The following is a 17091-nucleotide window of genomic DNA, read 5'->3' on the forward strand; positions in this document are numbered from 1 at the left end:
CACCGCCCTCAGGGCTTGACCGCCGCCGCCAGCACCGCCGGCATCGGCACCTCGAAACCGCTGCCGCGCATGTAGGCGGCGACGGTGCCGCGCAGCACGGCGCGGATTTCATCGCGGGCCCTGGGGGTCTGCGCACGCAGCGTGGCGGCGGCACGCACGGTGCCCTGGGCCAGCGCATCGAACAGCTGGTCGGGCGTGGAGAAGCGCCATACCTGCGGCACGCTGCGGCAGGTGGGCGAGACAAAGCCGGCCTGCTGCAAGGCGGTGCGGCAGTGTCCCGGATCGCTGAACAGGAAGAAGTTGGGCCCCACCGGGATATCGACCTCCATCGATCCGCAGGCGCGGATCGCGGCATAGACCGCGCCGAAGCCGACCGCGCGCTCGGGGGTGTCCCACACCGTGAACGCGATGCGTCCGCCCGGGCGCAGCACGCGGAACGCTTCGGCCAGCGCGGCGTCGGGCTCCGACAGGTGGCACATGCCGAATCCATTGACCACGGCATCGAAGCTGGCATCGCCGAACGGCAGCGCCTGCGCATCGGCCTGTTCGTAATGGGCCTCCGGATGGAGCTTGCGGGCCAGCTGCACCTGCGCCAGCGAGAAGTCGATGCCGACGGACTCGGCACCGCGTTGCGCGGCTCCCGCCGCGACATGGCCGGAGCCGGTGGCCACGTCCAGCACGCGCTGCCCGCTGGCCACACGGGCCTCGTCCAGCAGGGACTCGACCGATTGCCGGGTCACGTGCGACAGATGCTCCTCGTACTGGCTGACGACCTCGGGATCTTCCCAGCCGGCCAGCTCAAAGGCCCGAAACGAATCTGCGGTGTGGTCCATGCCCTCTCCTCGGCGTCGATGTCCAGGGTGCCGGCAAGCGCGCGGTTGGTGCGGACGCAGTGACCCTCCGCCGTAAAGAACCCGGTCAAGCCAAGTATAGACAGCGCCGGCGGGCGACAGCGCCAGGGCGCTCGGTCGGGCACCCCGCGCCACGGGTTGCCCCGAGCATGCCAGCGGCCGGCGGTTCCACGACCCGTGCCGGCCAATCAACATGCCTTCGCTGCTCAGCCGCGGTGCGGCGTATCCAGCCCCTTCACCACGGCCGGACGCCTGACAAACGCATCCAGCACGCGCCTGACATGCGAGAAGTCCTGGATGCCGACCAGGTCGCCCGCCTCATAGAAGCCGATCAGGTTGCGCACCCACGGGAAGGTGGCGATGTCGGCGATGGTGTATTCGTCGCCCATGATCCAGTCGCGCCCCTCCAGCCGCTGGTTCAGCACGTTCAGCAGGCGGCGGCTTTCGGCCACGTAGCGGTCGCGCGGGCGCTTGTCCTCGTAGTCCTTGCCGGCGAACTTGTTGAAGAAGCCCACCTGCCCGAACATCGGCCCGATGCCACCCATCTGGAACATCACCCACTGGATGGTTTCGTAGCGGCGCGCCGGGTCGGCGGGAATCAGCTTGCCCGACTTGTCGGCCAGGTACAGCAGGATCGCGCCCGATTCGAACAGCGCCAGCGGCTTGCCGCCCGGGCCATCGGGATCAAGGATCGCGGGGATCTTGTTGTTCGGGTTCAGCGACAGGAACTCCGGCGACATCTGGTCGTTGGCATCGAAGCGCACCAGGTGCGGCTCATACGCCAGGCCGGTCTCCTCCAGCATGATCGACACCTTGACGCCGTTGGGCGTGGGCAGGGAATAGAGCTGGATGCGGTCGGGATGCTGCGCCGGCCATTTGCGGGTGATGGGGAATGCGGACAAATCGGGCACACTGGCTCCAGGTTCGGGCGCTTGCGCATTGCGGGAGGCGCCGGACAACGGAAAAACCAGATCATAAACCGGCCCCGCCCGGCTTGCAGTGCGCGCTGAGGCAACCTCGGCCGGCAGGGGATGCCGCCGGACTGAGGTTCAGGCAAGCCGGCAAAACCGAAGCGCCGACAACAAAAAGGGCCCCGCAACGCGGGGCCCCTTCTTCATGCCAGCCTGACTGCGCGGCTTACACCGTCACGCCGTCGGCCACTTCCTTGAAGTCCTCGATCTGGTCGAAGTTCATGTACTTGTAGATCTTGTCGCCATTGGCGCTGAGCACGCCCATGTCGGCCATGTACTCGTCCTTGCTCGGGATGCGGCCCAGGCGCGAGCAGATCGCGGCCAGTTCGGCGGAACCCAGGTACACGTTGGTGTTCTTGCCCAGGCGGTTCGGGAAGTTGCGCGTGCTGGTCGACATCACCGTGGCGCCTTCGCGCACTTGGGCCTGGTTGCCCATGCACAGCGAGCAGCCCGGCATTTCGGTGCGGGCACCGGCGGTGCCGAACACGCCGTAGTGGCCTTCCTCGGTCAGTTGCTTCTGGTCCATCTTGGTCGGCGGGGCGACCCACAGCTTGACCGGGATGTCGCGCTTGCCTTCCAGCAGCTTGGAGGCTGCGCGGAAGTGGCCGATGTTGGTCATGCACGAACCGATGAACACTTCGTCGATCTTGGCGCCGGCCACGTCGGACAGCGTCTTCACGTCGTCCGGGTCGTTCGGGCAGGCCACGATCGGCTCATGCACGTCGGCCAGGTCGATCTCGATCACGGCGGCGTACTCGGCGTCGGCGTCCGGCTCCAGCAGCTTCGGATCGGCCAGCCAGGCTTCCATGGCCTTGATGCGGCGCTGCAGGCTGCGCGGGTCCTGGTAGCCCTGGGCGATCATCCACTTCAGCAGCGTGATGTTGCTGTTGATGTATTCGATGATCGGGTCCTTGTTCAGGCGCACCGTGCAACCGGCGGCCGACCGCTCGGCGGAAGCATCCGACAGTTCGAACGCTTGCTCGACCTTCAGGTCGGGCAGGCCTTCGATTTCCAGGATGCGGCCCGAGAAGATGTTCTTCTTGCCTTGCTTGGCCACGGTCAGCAGGCCTTGCTTGATCGCGTACAGCGGAATCGCGTTGACCAGGTCGCGCAGGGTCACGCCCGGCTGCATCTGGCCCTTGAAGCGGACCAGCACCGATTCCGGCATGTCCAGCGGCATCACGCCGGTGGCGGCGGCAAAGGCCACCAGGCCCGAACCTGCCGGGAAGCTGATGCCGATCGGGAAGCGGGTGTGCGAGTCGCCGCCGGTGCCGACGGTGTCGGGCAGCAGCATGCGGTTCAGCCACGAGTGGATCACGCCGTCGCCCGGGCGCAGCGAAATGCCGCCGCGCGTGCTGATGAACTCAGGCAGCGTGTGGTGGGTCTTGACGTCGACCGGCTTCGGATAGGCGGCGGTGTGGCAGAACGACTGCATCACCAGGTCGGCCGAGAAGCCCAGGCAGGCCAGGTCCTTCAGCTCGTCGCGGGTCATCGGGCCGGTGGTGTCCTGCGAGCCCACCGAGGTCATCTTCGGTTCGCAGTAGGTATTCGGGCGGATGCCCTTGCCTTCGGGCAGGCCGCAGGCGCGGCCGACCATCTTCTGGGCCAGGGTGAAGCCCTTGCCCGTGTCGGCCGGGTTCTGCGGCAGGCGGAACAGCGTCGACGGGGCCAGGCCCAGCGCTTCGCGTGCCTTGGCGGTCAGGCCACGGCCAACGATCAGCGGAATGCGGCCGCCGGCGCGCACTTCATCGAACAGCACGTCGGACTTGACCTTGAACTCGGCGATCACTTCGCCGTTCTTCAGGGCCTTGCCGTCGTACGGGCGCAGCTCGACCACGTCGCCCATTTCCATCTTCGACACATCCAGCTCGATCGGCAGCGCGCCGGCGTCTTCCATGGTGTTGTAGAAGATCGGGGCAATCTTGTTGCCCAGGCACACGCCGCCGAAACGCTTGTTCGGGATGAACGGGATGTCTTCGCCGGTGAACCACAGCACCGAGTTGGTGGCCGACTTGCGGCTCGAGCCGGTACCGACCACGTCGCCCACGTAGGCAACCAGGTGGCCCTTTTCCTTCAGCGACTCGATGAACTTGACCGGGCCGCGCTTGCCGTCTTCTTCCGGCTGGAACGCCGCGCCTTCGCGCTTGTTCTTCAGCATGGCCAGCGCGTGCATCGGGATGTCCGGGCGGGTGGTTGCGTCCGGGGCCGGCGACAGGTCGTCGGTGTTGGTTTCGCCCGGCACCTTGAACACGGTGATGGTCAGGCTTTGCGGCACTTCCGGACGGCTGGTGAACCACTCGGCATCGGCCCAGCTTTGCAGCACGGCCTTGGCATTGGCGTTGCCCTTGTCGGCCTTGTCCTTCACGTCGTGGAAGGCGTCGAACATCAGCAGGGTCTTCTTCAGCGCGTCGGCGGCGACGGTGCCCACTTCGGCATCGTCCAGCAGCTCGATCAGCGGCGAGATGTTGTAGCCGCCCAGCATGGTGCCCAGCAGCTCGGTCGCCTTGGCACGCGAGATCAGCGCGCACTGTTCCTTGCCCAGCGCCACGGCGGCCAGGTACGAAGCCTTGACCTTGGCGGCGTCGTCCACACCGGCCGGCACGCGGTAGGTGATCAGCTCGACCAGGTTCTGCTCTTCACCGGCGGGCGGGTTCTTCAGCAGTTCGATCAGCTCGGCTGTCTGCTTGGCGGTCAGGGGCAGAGGGGGGATGCCAAGCGCGGCGCGCTCGGCCACATGTGCGCGATAGTTTTCAAGCATGGGAACCTGCTGAGTAATTAGGTTTAGAAAATCTCGGTACGTCGCGATTGTAGTCCGAAGCAGCTCCTCGGTCAAATGTCTTATATCTTATATAAGAGTGAAAATGCAAAAATGCATGCAGATCAATGCGTTAAGGACTGATGGTTTTGCAGGCCCACATAACAAACTACCCGACTAGCGTAGTAGGGAATGCACATCGGCGCTGCCCGAACCCACCCCGCCGGGCCGGCCGCGATTCGCCGCGAATCGCACCGGCACTCAAGTTCACACGACATGAAGCGTTAACCAGCCTGCAGGCGCGTCTCCCGCAGCGCCCGCTCGCTGTAGCGCCCTGCTTCGCAGATAGCTTGTCATGAAATGGCCCGGTTGGCCGCCATGCGTCGTTGCTCGTCGTTGCCATAGCTACGGCTATGGCGCCTCCTCGCGCCTAGCCTGACGACCAACCGAACCACTTCATTTCGACAACCTATCTACGAAGCAGGACGCTTGCCGTGCCTGCCCCCTTTCCGCTCAAATGGCCAAGCTGAAAGGGTTTCCCCCTTTTTTTCGGCCCTTTGCTGGCCTGCGATTCCGGAAGAATGGCAGGCATTCCGATACAGGCTTCTCATGGCGAACACGGCTTCCCCTCCCCGGACTGGCAACACAGGCAAGCGCGGCCGGCTGCTGCTGATTGGCGCCGGCGTGCTGGTTGTGGCACTGGGCGCCGGAGGCTTCGTGCTGGGTAGCGTGCTGAGCAACCGCCAGCCGGCGGCTGCCGCCGCGCCCGCCGCCCCGGTCGTACCGCCGCCGATCTTCGTGCCGCTGGATGCGTTCACCGTCAACCTGCGCAGCGACGACGGCGACCGCTTCCTGCACACCGGCCTGTCGCTGAAGGTGGCCGATGCCGAGACCCAGGCGCGCCTGGCCCAGTACCTGCCCGAAGCGCGCAGCCGCATCCTGCTGCTGCTGTCGGCCAGGCATCCGGCCGACCTGGCCACCGTCGAAGGCAAGCGCAAGCTGGCCGACGACATCCGCGACACCATCAGCAAGCCGTTTGCCAGCGGCCTGCCGGCGCAGCGCGTGCTCGATGTGCTCTTCACCTCGTTCGTGGTGCAGTAAGCGCAAGCCAGGGCAGCCGGATTCATCCATAACGCCGCACAAGGGGCAGGACACCAGATGGCCTACGACAAGTTCCTCTCGCAAGACGAGGTAGACGAGCTGCTCAAGGGCGTATCCGGCGAAGCCGATACGCCCAAGGCCAGCGAGCCTGCGCCCGACGAAGGCGCGGTGCGCCCCTACAACCTGGCGACGCAGGAACGCATCATCCGCGGCCGCCTGCACACGCTGGAAATCATCAACGAGCGCTTTGCGCGCTCGATGCGCACGGCGCTGTTCAATTTCATCCGCCGCGGCGCGGACATCTCGGTGGGCGGCGTGAGGATCGAGAAGTTCGGCGATTTCGCGCGCAACCTGCCGATGCCGACCAACCTGAACCTGGTCCACCTGAAGCCGCTGCGCGGCACGGCGCTGTTCATCTACGACCCGAACCTGGTGTTTCTGGTGGTGGACAACCTGTTCGGCGGCGACGGCCGCTTCCACACCCGCGTGGAAGGCCGCGACTTTACCCAGACCGAGCAGCGCATCATCCAGCGCATGCTGGAGCTGACGCTGACCAGCTACGGCAACGCCTGGCGCACCGTGCACCCGATCGAGACCGAGTACATCCGCTCGGAGATGCACCCCAAGTTTGCCAACGTCGCCACGCACAACGAAGCCGTGGTGACCACCGCCTTCCATATCGAACTGGGCGCGGTCGGCGGCCAGCTCCACGTGTGCCTGCCGTACGCGATGATCGAGCCGCTCAAGGACCTGCTGATGAATCCGCTGCAGGACGAGAAGGACGTCGACAAGGGCTGGGTCACGCAACTGTCCACGCAGCTGCGCGCGGCCGAGGTGGAGCTGGTGGCCGAATTCGCGCACCTGCAGAGCACCGTGGCCGAAGTGCTGGCGATGCGCGCCGGCGACGTGCTGCCGATCGAGCTGCCGGAGAAGATCTTCGGCAAGGTGGACGGCGTGCCCGTCATGCAATGCGGCTTCGGCACCATGAACGGCCAGTACGCGCTGCGGGTAGAACGAATGATCAATCACCAGGACGGCCACTCCCACCTGGACACCGAGGACACCGATTATGAGTGACGGCATCGAGGACAAGCCGGTCGACCCGATGGACGACTGGGCCAGCGCGCTGGCCGAGCAGACCAGCGCCACATCCGCCGGGATCCCCGCAGCCACCGCACCGGCGGCCGCGCCTGCGGCCACCCCGGCCGCTGCCACGGTCTTCCCGCCGCTGGCCAAGGAAGCGCCGAGCGGCTTCCGCAACGATATCGAGATGATCCTCGATATCCCGGTGCAGCTGACCGTGGAACTGGGCCGCACCAAGGTACCCATCAAGAACCTGCTGCAACTGGCGCAGGGCTCGGTGGTGGAACTGGATGGCCTGGCCGGCGAGCCGATGGACGTGCTGGTCAACGGCTACCTGATCGCGCAGGGCGAGGTGGTGGTGGTGAACGACAAGTTCGGCATCCGCCTGACGGACATCATCACGCCGTCCGAACGCATCCGGAAGCTGAACAAATGACCATGCCGACGCGCGCCAGCCTGGCCGTGCCTGCGCTGCTGCCGGGGGCCGTCATGGCCGCCGACGGCACGCACGTGCCCGCCATCAGCGGCGCGGCCAGCCTGGCGCAGGCCGGGCTGGGGCTGTTCGCCATCATCGCGCTGATCCTGGGCATGGCCTGGGTGGCACGGCGTGCCGGCCTGGTGCGCCATGCCACCGGCGGCGCGATGAAGGTGGTCGGCAGCACCATGCTCGGCGCACGCCAGCGCCTGGTGCTGGTCGAGGTGGGCGATACCTGGCTGGTGCTGGGCGTCAGCCCCGGCGAAATCCGGCCGCTGCACACCATGACCGCGGGCACCACGGCCGCCAGCCCGACGGCGGCCCCCGGCGCCATCGGCTCGTCGCAACCGCGGACCGGCGGCACCTTTGCCGAAAAACTGCTGCGTTCGATGCAGGATCACTTCAAGCCATGAATTCTCCGCGTGCCGCGCTGCGGCGCCATGCCCGCGCTGTGCGCAATGCTGCAGCCGCGCGCAGCTTCCCGATGCCTGCCCTGCTGGCGCTGATGGCAGCCATTGCCGCGCTGGCCTTCGCGCCCGCACCGGCCTGGGCCCAGGCGCTGCCCGGCGTGATCAGCAAACCCGCCCCGGGCGGCGGCCAGATCTGGTCGCTGCCGGTGCAGACGCTGGTGCTGCTGACCTCGCTGTCGTTCCTGCCGGCGGCAATGCTGATGATGACCGGCTTCACCCGCATCGTCATCGTGCTGGGCCTGCTGCGCAACGCGCTGGGTACGGCCTCCTCGCCACCCAACCAGGTGCTGGTGGGCCTGTCGCTGTTCCTGACTTTCTTCGTGATGGCACCGGTGTTCGACCGCGTCTACAACGACGCCTACAAGCCGCTGTCGGAAAACAAGATCAGCCTCGAAGCCGCCGCCGCCCGCGCCGTCGAGCCGCTCAAGGGCTTCATGCTGCGCCAGACCCGCGAGAAGGACCTGGCCATGTTTGCCCAGATGGCCAAGGCGCCGGAGATGCAGGGCCCGGAGGAAGTGCCGATCAGTATCCTGGTGCCGGCCTTCGTCACCAGCGAGCTGAAGACCGCGTTCCAGATCGGCTTCACCATCTTCATCCCGTTCCTGATCATCGACCTGGTCGTGGCCAGCGTGCTGATGGCGATGGGCATGATGATGGTGCCGCCGGCCACTATCTCGCTGCCGTTCAAGCTGATGCTGTTCGTGCTGGTCGACGGCTGGCAGTTGCTGCTGGGTTCACTGGCGCAGAGCTTCATGAACTGAGGCGGCCAGCCAGCGCCCGCCACCCACCGCCAAGTCTTAGCCATGACACCCGAGACCGTAATGACCATCGCCACCCAGGCGATGAAGATGACCCTGCTGCTGGCCGCCCCGCTGCTGCTGGTGGCGCTGGCCGCCGGCCTGCTGGTCAGCCTGTTCCAGGCCGCGACCCAGATCAACGAGATGACGCTGAGCTTTATCCCCAAGCTGATCGCGCTGTTCGCCACCATGGTGCTGGCCGGGCCGTGGATGATCAATTCGATGGTCGACTACATGCGCGAGGTGTTCCAGAGCATTCCCGCGATGGCGCACTGACAGCAGCCGCACTCGCCGTCGTCGTCCCCCCTCGCCCTGCCTGCCCGCTGACTCCCCGCCGTGATCGAGTTCACCTCAGCCCAGCTCTACAGCTGGCTCGCGGCGTTTCTATGGCCGTTTTTCCGCATCCTGGCCTTGATCAGCACCGCGCCGCTGTTCGGTGAATCCACCATCCCGCGCCGCGTCAAGATCGCGCTGTCCGCCGTGATCGCGATGGTGGTCTCGCCCACCATCGCGCAACTGCCGGTGGTGCCGGTGTATTCCTTCGGCGGGCTGATCATCATCCTCAATGAAGTCGGCGTCGGCCTGGCCACCGGCTTCGCCATGCGCCTGGTCTTTGCCACCGTGCAGCAGGCCGGCGAAATCATCGGCCTGCAGATGGGCCTGTCGTTCGCGTCCTTCTTCGACCGCGCCGCCGGTGGCCAGACCATGGTGCTGTCGCGCTTCCTGAACTTGATCGCGGTGCTGCTGTTCCTGGCGCTGGACGGCCACCTGCTGATGCTGGGCACGCTGGTCGACAGCTTCAACGGCCTGCCCATCGGTGGCACGCCGCTATCGGCCGGCGGCGCCATGGCCGTGGCCCGCGCCGGCGGCATGGTGTTCTCGTCCGGCCTGCTGCTGGCACTGCCGATGATCGCCGCTCTGCTGACGCTGAACCTGGCGATGGGCATCCTGAACCGCGCCTCGCCGCAACTGTCGATCTTTGCGGTCGGCTTCCCGGTCACGCTGTCGGGCGGGCTGCTGGTGCTGATGCTGGTGATGCCGCAGATGGGCGTCTACATGCAGCACATGATCGAGGCGGGGCTGGAGGCGGTGGGGACGGTGCTGGCGCAGTTTGCGCGGTAGGATTGCGCTTTATCTTAGATCTCGAATATCTCTTGACATGGCGCACGAAGGGGCTAGTATTACGCCATGTACTTCGATCTCTAAGATTTATCAGGTACCGCAACCACCGTTCAGGAGCCCTTCATGTACGACATTTTCGCCACGGACAAGCTGATCGACCTCTGGCTGACCGAAGACATCGGCATCTGCGACTTGACCGTCCAGACCATGATTGAACCGGGAGAGACCGGCACCTTCTGCATGAACGCCCGCGAGCCCATGCTCATCGCCGGCATCGATGTGGCGGCACGCATCTTCGCGCGCTACGACCCGACGCTGTCTGTCGATGTGCGGGTCGCCGACGGCAACAAGGTGGAAAAAGGCGCGGTGCTGCTTAACGTGAGCGGCAATGCACGCAGTGTCCTGACGGCCGAGCGCACCGCGCTGAACATCATGCAGCGGCTGTGCGGCATCGCCAACCATACGGCAACGTATGCCCAGGCCATTGCCCACACCAGGGCGCGCCTGATCGACAGCCGCAAGACCACACCCGGCCTGCGCGCGCTGGAAAAGCACGCGGTGACCTGCGGCGGCGGACTGAACCACCGGCTCAGCCTGGACAACGGCGTGATGATCAAGGACAACCACATCGCCGTGTGCGGCAGCATTGCCGCGGCCGTGGCGCGCGTGCGCCGCAGGTTGCCCGTGCTGACCAAGCTGGAAGTGGAATGCGACCGGCTGGAACAGGTGCACGAGGCACTGGCGGCCGGTGTCGACGTGATCATGCTGGACAATATGTCGGTGCCCGACATGAAGGAAGCCGTGCAGATCGTCAATGGCCGGACCAAGGTCGAGGCCTCGGGCGGCATCCGCCTGGAAACGATCCGGGCCGTGGCGGAAACGGGCGTGGACTACATCTCCACCAGCAAGATCACCCAGTCCGCCCCTGCCGTCGATATCGGGCTCGACGAAGCCTGACAGCCGCGGGGCCCAGGCCCCCCTGACCGATTCACGCCTTCTACCCAAGGCATTCACCCTTGCCGGTCTCGCCCGGCGAGGGCCTTTTCGTTGGCGGGCTGCCTACAGATCCGAGAGCAGCCGCCCCACCTCCTGCGTAGACGGAACGCGCCGGCCATGCTCTGCCGAGGCGGCTTCGTCGGCGACCAGCCGCTTCGCGATCGTGATCAGCACGCGGCGGGTGGTCAGCACATCTTCCTCGCTCAGCCCTGCCACGCTGAGCTCGTTCACCTCGGTAGCCAGCGGCTCGAGCTTGCGGCGCAGCGCGCGTCCGGTCTTGCTCAGGAACACATGCACCTTCTTCTTGTTGCCGGGAAGATGGGTGCGTTCCACGTAGCCCAGCGCCTCCAGCGCCTTGACTGCCGCAAACGTCGTCGGCTCGGTCACGCCGGCCCGTTCGCTCAGCTCCCGCTGCGACAGGCCGTCATGGCGCCACAGGATACGCAGGATGGTCCAGTGGCCGTACGAAACCGAATGCTCCGCCAGGCGCAGCTGCAGCGCCCGGATATAGGCGCGGGCGGCATCCTTCACCAGGTGGGCAAGCCGTTCTTCATCGGCTTCATCCGCAGGCGTGATCGGGACCGGAGCATCCGGCTTTCTTGTGGCCATAGTCATGAGGGAAAGTGAAACGCATGCATGCGGCACCGAACGAGCGCGGTGCCGGCGACAGCGCACATGATAACGCCTCCGGCACTCGCACGCGGACACCACGCCTGATGGCCAGGGCATCTCCATGTAGCGCTCACTCCATCAGTGCACCATGCCCTCAAGCCATGCATGGGGCACCGTCGCTGCGCACCCTGCCCCCGTGTTTTCCCCTAGAAATCCGCGAATCCCGCGTACACGCTTGATTTGCGGGCGCTGGCCCACTGCTTGCATTACCTTAGACATCGAACTTATCTTGACACCCCCCGGGCCGGTGCTAGCATAACCACATAACTTCGACATCTAAGGTAATTTCCATGACGGCGAGCGGCACATTCTTTTTTGTTGTGGGGCCCAGTGGCGCTGGCAAGGACTCGCTGATCGACGGTGCACGTGCCGCGCTCGATGACGACTACGTCTTTGCGCGGCGCGTCATCACGCGTCCTGGCGGGTCCGCCGGCGAAGCGCATGAGGGGGTATCCGAGACCGAGTTCGCGCGGCGCCAGCGAAGCGGAGAATTCCTGGTGACCTGGGACGCGCACGAGCTGCGCTATGGACTGCCGGCCTCCCTGATGCGCGAGCTCGAACGCGGCCGCAACGTCGTCGCCAATGGCTCGCGCAGCGTCATCGCGGAACTTGCGGCCCGCTTGCCGCGCTTCGTGGTGGTCCTGGTGACAGCACCGCATGACGTGCTTGCCCGGCGCATTGCCGCGCGCGGGCGGGAATCGGGCGACCAGGTCGCCAGCCGCGTGGCGCGCGCAGGGGCTCCGGTGCCGCCACATGTGCCGTGCATCACGGTCTCGAACGACAGCACGCTGGAAGCCGGCACGGCACGCTTTGTCGAAGCCTTGCACAACGGCACCATGGCATCCGCCATCGAACGGCCGGCCAGCCGCACCAACCTGATGGCCAAGCTGCGCGGCGAGCCGCTCGACGAGGCTGCATACGTCGCCGTGCTGCAGGACGCCATTGCCGGGCGGTACACCGAGGCAGAGCTGACCGAGTTCCTGGTTGCTGCAACCCGCACGCTGACTGACGAGGAAGTGGTGGCGCTGGCCCGCGCGCGTACCGCCTTCACGCCCCGCATCGACTGGGACGAGCCCGTTGTCGTCGACAAGCATTCGATGGGTGGCGTTCCCGGCAGCCGCATCACGCTGGTCGTGGTGCCGATTGTCGCGGCCTACGGGCTGGCCATGCCCAAGACATCGTCGCGCGCGATCACCTCCGCCGCCGGCACCGCCGATGCCATGGAGACCATCGCACGCGTCGACCTGGCGCAAGAAGACGTGCGCCGCTGCGTGGCGCAGGCGCGCGCCTGCATTGCGTGGAACGGGCGGCTGAACCATTCCGTGATCGACGATGTGATGAATGCCATCACGCGGCCCCTGCGGCTGGATTCGCGGCGCTGGTCGGTGGCTTCGATCCTGTCGAAGAAATACACCGCCGGCGCTACCCACGTCATTGTCGACCTGCCCTACGGGCCACAGACCAAGCTGGCAACGCGCGCCGAAGCCGAGGCGCTGGGCGCGCTGTTCGAACACGTCGGCAAGGGACTGGGCCTGCACGTGCGTGCGCTGGTCACGGACGGCAGCCACCCGATCGGCCGTGGCATCGGCCCCGCGCTGGAAGTGCGCGACGTCCGTCTCGTGCTCGACAACGCCCCCGATGCGCCCGCTGACCTGCGCGACAAGGCTCTGCGCTTTGCCGGCGAAATCATCGCATTCGATCCCCGCGTGGGCTCGCCCGAACACGGCATGCAAATTGCGGCGGCGCTGCTGGATGACGGCAAGGCCAAGGTTGCGTTCGATCGTATCGCCGCCGCGCAGGGCATCCGCCCCGACCCGGTGGCGCCGGGTACGCATACGCAGGTCGTACCTGCCGCCACGCAGGGCCGGGTGACAGCCGTCGATGGCTTGCAGATTTCCGGCGTGGCGCGCGCCGCCGGGGCACCGCGCGATGCCGGCGCAGGCGTCGACATGCTGTGCGCGATCGGTGCAAAGGTAGCGCCGGGGCAACCCCTCTACCGCATCCACGCGGGCTCCGCGCAAGCGCTTGAGGCGGCTGCGGCACTGGTGCGCGCTGGCGGCGAGTGCAGCCATGCGGTGCGTATTGACCCCGATTGACCGGCTTTTCCACTTCCTTCACCCTAACCGACGAGGCAAATCCATGAGACCCCTATCCGTCGTCAGCAGTCTGGCATCGCTCCTGTTTGTCGCAGGCAGCCTGGGCACCCTGCCCGGGCGCGCCGAAGCCAATATCGCCAGTACCTTCCCGCAAAAGCCGATCCGCGTGGTAGTGACGTTCCCGGCCGGAGGGGGGACCGATTCTCTTGCGCGCCTGATCGGGAATGACCTCAGCAAGTCGCTGGGGCAGCCGGTGGTCGTCGACAACCGGCCCGGCGCGAGCGGCAATATCGGTGCCGAGTTCGTCGCCAAGAGCCCCGCCGACGGCTATACGCTGCTTATCGTCAACAGCAGCTTTGCCATCAACCCGAGCGTCTTCAAGAAGCTGCAGTTCAATCCCAAGTCCGATTTCAGCGCCGTGATCACCTTCGCCTCGGTGCCGTCGGTGATTGCCGTGCCATCGCAATCGAAGATCCACACCTTCAGCGACCTGCTGGCGGCGGGCAAGAGCGCCTCTCCCCCCAGCTATGCGTCGTGCGGCAACGGCACCCCGCAGCATCTGGCCGGCGAGTTGCTGAAGGTCTCGGCAAAGATGGAGATGCTGCATGTGCCGTACAAGGGTTGTGCCCCCGCCATCGCCGACGTGCTTGGCAACCAGGCCGATGTCAGCGTCAACACGCTGACCAACACCATCCCCTACCTGAAAAGCAACAAGCTGCGCGCGCTGGCGGTCACCTCGAAGGCGCGCTCGCCGTTCCTGCCCGACGTGCCCACGGTGGGCGAACTTGGCGTGACCGGCTATGACGTCGACCAGTGGTTCGGCATCCTCGCCCCGGCACATACGCCGCCCGAGATCGTGCAGAAGCTGAATGCCGAAATCGCCAGGGCCATCGCCAAGCCCGAGATCAAGGCATCGCTGACACAGCTCGGCTTTGCCACGACCACGAGCACCCCGGCCGAATTCCAGAAGCTGGTGGCCACCGACATCGATCGCTGGCAGAAATTCGCGACGAAGATCAACCTGCTCGTCGACTGACCACCTGGGGCACCGGCCAGGCTGGAGCAGGCGGATCCCCCGACTTCCCGCATGACATCGTTGCCACACGGGCGCAAGCCGGCCCCCGTGAGAGCGCGTTCGCGCCTGCGTCCTGGCATCAACCGCCAGGCGTTGGCCGCGTGCGCGCTGTTCCGGGGAATGGCCGCGACACGATCTGGCTGGATGCATATGAGCTTTATGCGTCATATTTTGACGCATGTCATTTCCCGCAATATGTCGTTGTAAAAACAAGTGGAACTTTCCTTAATACAAATGATAATATTTCTCATTCGTACTACCATTTAGATTGAGGCTTAGCGATGAGCGAAACCGTGCTCGCAATCACCAAGGGCGTGCGCATGTTGCCGCACCTGACTGGCGCACTTGGCGTGGCTGTCGCCGCCGCGCCCGCAACCGCCCAGACGGGCTCCCAGACAGCGTCCCAGGCGCCGCCGGGCACGGTCGAACTCCCGACGGTTACGGTCTCGGGCGCGAGCGAGTTCAAGGTCGACCACTCATCGTCGATCAAGAACCCGGCGGCGCTGCTCGACACGCCGCGCTCGATTACGGTGATTCCCCAGGAAGTGATTCAGAGCACGGGCTCCACCACGCTTACCGATGTGCTGCGCACGGTGCCCGGCATCGCTTTCGGCGCCGGCGAAGGTGGCAATCCGGTCGGCGACCGGCCCTTCATCCGCGGCTACGACGCCCAGGCAAGCACGTTCCTCGACGGCTTTCGCGACATCGGCTCGCAAAGCCGCGAAGTCTTCAATATCGAATCGGTCGAGGTGACCAAGGGCCCCGCCGGGGCCTACGATGGCCGTGGTTCGGCGGGTGGCAGCATCAACCTCACCAGCAAGTCGGCGAAGCTCGGCAACTTTGCCGAAGGCAATGTGGGCGTGGGCAACGCCGACTACAAGCGGGCCACCGTCGACGGCAACTGGCAGTTCGCCGAGCATGCGGCCTTCCGCCTGAATGCGATGTACCACGACTCCGGCGTCGCGGGCCGCGACGCGACCCACCAGAACCGCTGGGGTGTGGCGCCCACGGTCACGTTCGGGCTGGGCACGCCCACGCGCCTGACGATGTCGTACTACCACATGCAGACCGACGACATTCCCGATGTCGGCATTCCGTACAACAACCCGACCTTCAATGCCCGCACCGACGGCCGGGCGAGGACGCGCACCGCGGGTGACGGCTCGCCGGTGAACGTACCGCGCAACACGTACTACGGTCTCGTCGACCGCGACTTCCGCAAGGATGTGGCGGACATGGGCACCATCCGCTTCGAGCACGATTTCAGCGACGCGCTCAGGTTCCGCAACCAGACGCGCATGTCGCGCACGTCGCAGGACTTCATCTACACCCAGCCGGACGACAGCCAGGGCAACCTCTACTACGACATGATCTGGCGGCGCGCCAATACGCGCATCAGCACCGCCAGGACGCTGTCGAACCAGACCGACCTGTCGGGCGAGTTCGTGACCGGCCCGGTCAGGCACAAGTACGCCACCGGCATCGAGTTCTCGCGCGAGACCAGCGACAACGACACCTACACCGTGGCCACCGGCAGCAATCGCTGCCCCGCTGGCCCCGGCGCGGCAGGCGGCTACAACTGCACGACCCTCTACAACCCAAACCCCGGTGATCCGTGGGCGGGCTCCATCGCGCGCACCAATAACCCGAGCTACTCGCAGACGAATACCACTTCGGCCTATGTGTTCGACTCCATGGAGCTGGGCAGGCAATGGATGGTGAACGCCGGCCTGCGCTTCGACCGCTACGCCACGGAGTTCCTGTCGACGCGTGCCGCCGGCACCAACCTCCGCACCAGTTTCTCGCGCGACGACAATCTCTTCAACTACCAGTTCGGCGTGGTCTACAAGCCCGCCGATAACGCGAGCGTCTATGTGTCGTACGGCACATCGTCGACGCCGGCGGGCGCCTTCCTGGCGCAAGGCAGCGACAGCAACCCGCTGACCACCGGCTCGCAACTCGCCCCGGAAAAGAACCGGGCCTTCGAACTGGGCACCAAGTGGGATGTGCTGCGCAAGCGCCTGGCGCTGACGGCCGCGATCTTCCGCATCGAGACCACCAACGCACGCATTACGCTGCAGGATGGCACCGCCGCCATGGCTGGCAACAAGCGCGTCGACGGCTTCGAGCTCGGCTTCTCGGGCAACGTGACCGACGACTGGGCGGTGTTCGGCGGCTACACGCACCTGAAGAGCGAACTGCGCAACGCCGGCGGCGCGGGCGCGGCGTTCGGCCTGAGCAACGGCACCTCGTTCCCGAACACGCCGGAGGACAGCTTCAGCCTGTGGTCCACCTATCGCCTGTTCCCCAACTTCACGGTCGGCGGCGGCGCCTACTACGTGTCGAAGGTCTGGGGCAGCGAAGTCAACAACAAGTGGGTCCCGGCGTACTGGCGCTTTGACGCGATGGCCTCGTACAGGATCAACAAGGCCCTCACGCTGCAGCTGAACGTGCAGAACCTGTTCGACAAGACGTATTACAGCCAGGCTTACCCGACGCACTACGCGACCATGGCCCCGGGTCGCTGGGCAATGCTCAACCTGAACGTCCGCTACTGACGGATCGTGGCGGCCCGCACGGGCCGTCCGCCGCGCGATCCCCCGGGCGAGGGCCTGCCGCCGTCGCCC

General features: G+C 65.9%; 15 protein-coding genes. 11 read left to right on the top strand and 4 right to left on the bottom strand.

Annotated elements, in window-relative coordinates; all coding sequences use genetic code 11:
- Positions 1-8: 8 nt before the first annotated feature.
- The 3 genes from ACZ5MJ_RS22700 to acnB all read right to left on the bottom strand — a co-directional run bounded on the left by ACZ5MJ_RS22700 (position 9) and on the right by acnB (position 4580).
- Positions 9-833 (bottom strand): class I SAM-dependent methyltransferase, encoded by an 825-nt coding sequence (locus ACZ5MJ_RS22700; protein ID WP_464225901.1) that lies wholly within the window; start codon positions 831-833, stop codon positions 9-11.
- A gap of 224 nt (positions 834-1057) precedes the next feature.
- Entirely contained in the window at positions 1058-1762 is a 705-nt protein-coding gene (locus tag ACZ5MJ_RS22705) for a glutathione S-transferase N-terminal domain-containing protein (protein ID WP_464225902.1), read from the bottom strand.
- 226 nt (positions 1763-1988) lie between these two features.
- Positions 1989-4580 (bottom strand): bifunctional aconitate hydratase 2/2-methylisocitrate dehydratase, encoded by a 2592-nt coding sequence (acnB, locus tag ACZ5MJ_RS22710; protein WP_464225903.1) that lies wholly within the window; start codon positions 4578-4580, stop codon positions 1989-1991.
- A 606-nt stretch (positions 4581-5186) separates the two neighbouring features.
- Here acnB and fliL point away from each other — a divergent pair.
- From fliL to nadC, 8 genes are all read left to right on the top strand, one after another.
- Positions 5187-5678, top strand: coding sequence for a flagellar basal body-associated protein FliL (gene fliL / locus ACZ5MJ_RS22715; RefSeq protein WP_464225904.1), 492 nt, complete (start codon positions 5187-5189; stop codon positions 5676-5678).
- Positions 5679-5735: 57 nt separating this feature from the next.
- A complete protein-coding gene (gene fliM / locus ACZ5MJ_RS22720; RefSeq protein WP_464225905.1) occupies positions 5736-6755 on the top strand; it encodes a flagellar motor switch protein FliM in 1020 nt (339 codons plus the stop codon).
- The gene (gene fliN / locus ACZ5MJ_RS22725) at positions 6748-7197 is read left to right on the top strand and encodes a flagellar motor switch protein FliN (protein WP_432262005.1); all 450 of its coding nucleotides are present in this window, start codon (positions 6748-6750) and stop codon (positions 7195-7197) included. Before fliM ends, fliN begins: the two co-directional genes overlap by 8 nt.
- The gene (gene fliO / locus ACZ5MJ_RS22730) at positions 7194-7649 is read left to right on the top strand and encodes a flagellar biosynthetic protein FliO (RefSeq protein WP_464225906.1); all 456 of its coding nucleotides are present in this window, start codon (positions 7194-7196) and stop codon (positions 7647-7649) included. The genes fliN and fliO overlap by 4 nt, the downstream gene beginning before the upstream one ends.
- A gap of 92 nt (positions 7650-7741) precedes the next feature.
- Positions 7742-8467 carry a flagellar type III secretion system pore protein FliP gene (gene fliP / locus ACZ5MJ_RS22735; protein WP_464226575.1) on the top strand — a complete coding sequence of 242 codons (726 nt, stop codon included), beginning with the start codon at positions 7742-7744 and terminating at the stop codon, positions 8465-8467.
- A 42-nt stretch (positions 8468-8509) separates the two neighbouring features.
- The gene (gene fliQ, locus ACZ5MJ_RS22740; protein WP_078199399.1) at positions 8510-8779 is read left to right on the top strand and encodes a flagellar biosynthesis protein FliQ; all 270 of its coding nucleotides are present in this window, start codon (positions 8510-8512) and stop codon (positions 8777-8779) included.
- 60 nt (positions 8780-8839) lie between these two features.
- The gene (fliR, locus tag ACZ5MJ_RS22745; RefSeq protein WP_464225907.1) at positions 8840-9625 is read left to right on the top strand and encodes a flagellar biosynthetic protein FliR; all 786 of its coding nucleotides are present in this window, start codon (positions 8840-8842) and stop codon (positions 9623-9625) included.
- Positions 9626-9748: 123 nt separating this feature from the next.
- A complete protein-coding gene (nadC, locus tag ACZ5MJ_RS22750; protein WP_432262002.1) occupies positions 9749-10582 on the top strand; it encodes a carboxylating nicotinate-nucleotide diphosphorylase in 834 nt (277 codons plus the stop codon).
- Positions 10583-10684: 102 nt separating this feature from the next.
- On the opposite strand, the gene ACZ5MJ_RS22755 is transcribed toward nadC, so the two are convergent.
- Positions 10685-11230: a MarR family winged helix-turn-helix transcriptional regulator gene (locus ACZ5MJ_RS22755; RefSeq protein ID WP_464226576.1), complete on the bottom strand. Its 546-nt coding sequence runs from the start codon at positions 11228-11230 to the stop codon at positions 10685-10687.
- A 353-nt stretch (positions 11231-11583) separates the two neighbouring features.
- Between ACZ5MJ_RS22755 and phnN the strand changes: the two genes are divergently transcribed.
- The 3 genes from phnN to ACZ5MJ_RS22770 all read left to right on the top strand — a co-directional run bounded on the left by phnN (position 11584) and on the right by ACZ5MJ_RS22770 (position 17022).
- Positions 11584-13389 carry a phosphonate metabolism protein/1,5-bisphosphokinase (PRPP-forming) PhnN gene (phnN, locus tag ACZ5MJ_RS22760; protein WP_464225908.1) on the top strand — a complete coding sequence of 602 codons (1806 nt, stop codon included), beginning with the start codon at positions 11584-11586 and terminating at the stop codon, positions 13387-13389.
- Between the two features lie 43 nt (positions 13390-13432).
- Positions 13433-14425, top strand: coding sequence for a tripartite tricarboxylate transporter substrate binding protein (locus tag ACZ5MJ_RS22765; protein WP_464225909.1), 993 nt, complete (start codon positions 13433-13435; stop codon positions 14423-14425).
- A 359-nt stretch (positions 14426-14784) separates the two neighbouring features.
- Positions 14785-17022 (top strand): TonB-dependent receptor, encoded by a 2238-nt coding sequence (locus ACZ5MJ_RS22770; RefSeq protein WP_464226578.1) that lies wholly within the window; start codon positions 14785-14787, stop codon positions 17020-17022.
- Positions 17023-17091: the final 69 nt, after the last annotated feature.

The sequence above is a fragment of the Cupriavidus sp. LA-1 genome (assembly GCF_055385985.1).